At 71.9% G+C, this 2,321-nt stretch carries 1 protein-coding gene and 1 pseudogene; one reads left to right on the forward strand and one right to left on the reverse strand.

Annotated features, from left to right (window positions below; translation table 11 throughout):
• The coding region (locus ADY01_RS34965; protein ID WP_049580863.1) for an MDR family MFS transporter at nt 1–1,800 on the reverse strand (1,800 nt) is incomplete at its 3' end.
• 337 nt (nt 1,801–2,137) lie between these two features.
• Between ADY01_RS34965 and ADY01_RS41185 the strand changes: the two are divergent.
• Nucleotides 2,138–2,321, forward strand: a pseudogene (locus ADY01_RS41185) (flavin reductase); the annotation flags it as partial.

The raw sequence follows: 2,321 nt of genomic DNA on the forward strand, positions 1-2,321 counted from the left end.
CTCCCCGTCCACCAGGCCGCGGCCCCGGAGCTGCCCGACCGCCGCGTCGATCACGTCGCGCGGGATGCCGTCCAGCTCGTTGGGCCGGACGGGGCCGGCGCGGTTGATCCGCAGCAGCAGCCAGCACGAGGCGGGCCGCAGGTCCTCACCGGCGGCGCGCGCGATCCGCGCGTACAGGTCGCGCCGCCCGCTCCTGGTGCCGAGCAGCGACAGGGCGCGGGCGCACTCGTCGCACGAGGAGCGCTGCACCGGGTTGGGCGGCACGGTCTCGCTCACGTCCGGGGCCTGGACGCTGCCGCGCAGCGTGTCCTCGCGGATCAGCCAGGCCAGCACATGGGCGATCAGGACCACGGGGACGGCGTAGAGGAAGATGTCCGTGATCCCGTCCGAGTACGAGCTGATCACCCGCCGCCTGATCGAGGACGGAAGCGATCCGATGCCGCGCGGATCATGCAGCAGCGAGTCGACGGTCACGCCGCGCGGCAGCCGGACGCCGCGCAGCGCGGAGGTGAGCTTGTCCTCCAGACGCGTGGTGAAGACCGTGCCGAGCACGGCCACGCCGAACGCGGCGCCGATGGAGCGGAAGAACGTCACTCCCGAGGTGGCCACGCCCAGGTCCGTGTAGTCCACGGCGTTCTGCACGGCCAGGATCAGCACCTGGAGCACCAGGCCGATGCCGAGGCCGAAGACGGCGAAGGCCAGGCTCGTCGTGGTGGTGGAGCTGTGCTCGTCGAGGGTGTGGAGGAGAAAGAGGCCCACGGCGGTCACGGCGGTGCCCAGCAGTGGGTAGATCTTCCAGCGGCCGGTGTGGCTGATGAGCTGCCCGGAGAGGGTGGAGGCGAGCAGCAGCCCGAGCACCATCGGCAGCAGGTGCACGCCGGAGAGGGTGGGGGAGATGCCGTGGACGACCTGGAGGAACGTGGGCAGGTACGTCATTCCGCCGAACATCGCGAAGCCGATGACGAAGGCGATCGCGCAGCAGAGCGCGAACGTCCGCACCCGGAAGAGCGACAGCGGCAGCACCGGCTCCACGGCGCGCCGCTCGACCCTGAGGAACGCGGCCAGGCCCAGGGCGGCGAGCACGGCCAGGCCGATGACCTGCCAGGAGCCCCACGCCCAGGTCGTTCCGCCCAGGGAGGCGATGACGACGAGGGCGGCGGCGACGGCGGCGATGAGGAACGTGCCCGCGTAGTCGATCACATGCCGGCGCGGGCGGACGGGGACATGCAGGACGGCGGCGATCACGGCGAGCGCGAGGGCGCCGACCGGGAGGTTGACATAGAAGACCCAGCGCCAGCTGAGGTGGTCGACGAACAGGCCGCCGAGCAACGGGCCCAGCACGCTGGTGGCGCCGAAGACCGCGCCGAACAAGCCCTGGTACCGGCCGCGTTCGCGCGGGGGAACCAGGTCCCCGACGATCGCCATCGACAGCACGATCAGCCCGCCGCCGCCGAGGCCCTGGAGGAAGCGGAAGGCGATCAGCTCGGGCAGGTTCCGGGCGATCCCGCACAGGGCCGAGCCGACGAGGAAGATCAGGATCGCCGTCTGGAAGAGCTTTTTTCGGCCGTACTGGTCGCCGAGCTTGCCCCAGAGCGGGGTGCCCGCCGTGGAGGCCAGGAGATAGGCCGTCACCACCCACGAGAGGTGGTCGAGGCCGCCGAGGTCGCTGACGATCGTGGGCAGCGCGGTGGCCACGATGGTCTGGTCGAGTGCCGCGAGGAACATCCCGAGCAGCAGCGCGCTCAGCGACAGCCACAGCGCGGAGCGGGAGGGCGCGGCCGTGGCGGGCTCCGCCGTCATGCCGGCCTCCTCGGTCCCTTCCCGGTCGCTTCCCCCACGTCTCGACGGCTTCCGGGGAATTGCGAGTGCCGTCTTATGGTCATTTTGGCGTCACGTTTCATGACCGGCTTGTTGGGTGAGCCGCCCCCCTCACCCGAACGGGTGGTGCATAATCGCCCTGAATCGACGGGAGGGGAGGCGCGATGACCGGCCAGCCCGACTGTCTGGTCTGTGGGCGCGCGGCGTTGCCGAGCGGCGACCCGGACTGCGACTGCCTCACCCATTCGCTCTCCCGGCCGGTGAACCCGCCGCAGCACGGCCCCGATCCGAGGGATGTGGCGCTCTTCCCCCTCGAACCGCCCCGCCCGGGGGGGCGGCGGGGAGGCGGGCGCCCGCCTTCCTGTCCGTGTCGCTCGCCCCGCCGCTGGTGCTGGTGAGCGTGCGGACCGGCTCGCGGATGGACGAGGTGCTGGAGCGCCAGCCGCTGTGGGCCGCGTCGCTGCTCGGCGAGGAGGGCCGCACGACGGCGGGCCGGTTCTCAG

Source organism: Streptomyces sp. SBT349 (genome assembly GCF_001083795.1).
Taxonomy (GTDB): Bacteria; Actinomycetota; Actinomycetes; order Streptomycetales; family Streptomycetaceae; genus Streptomyces.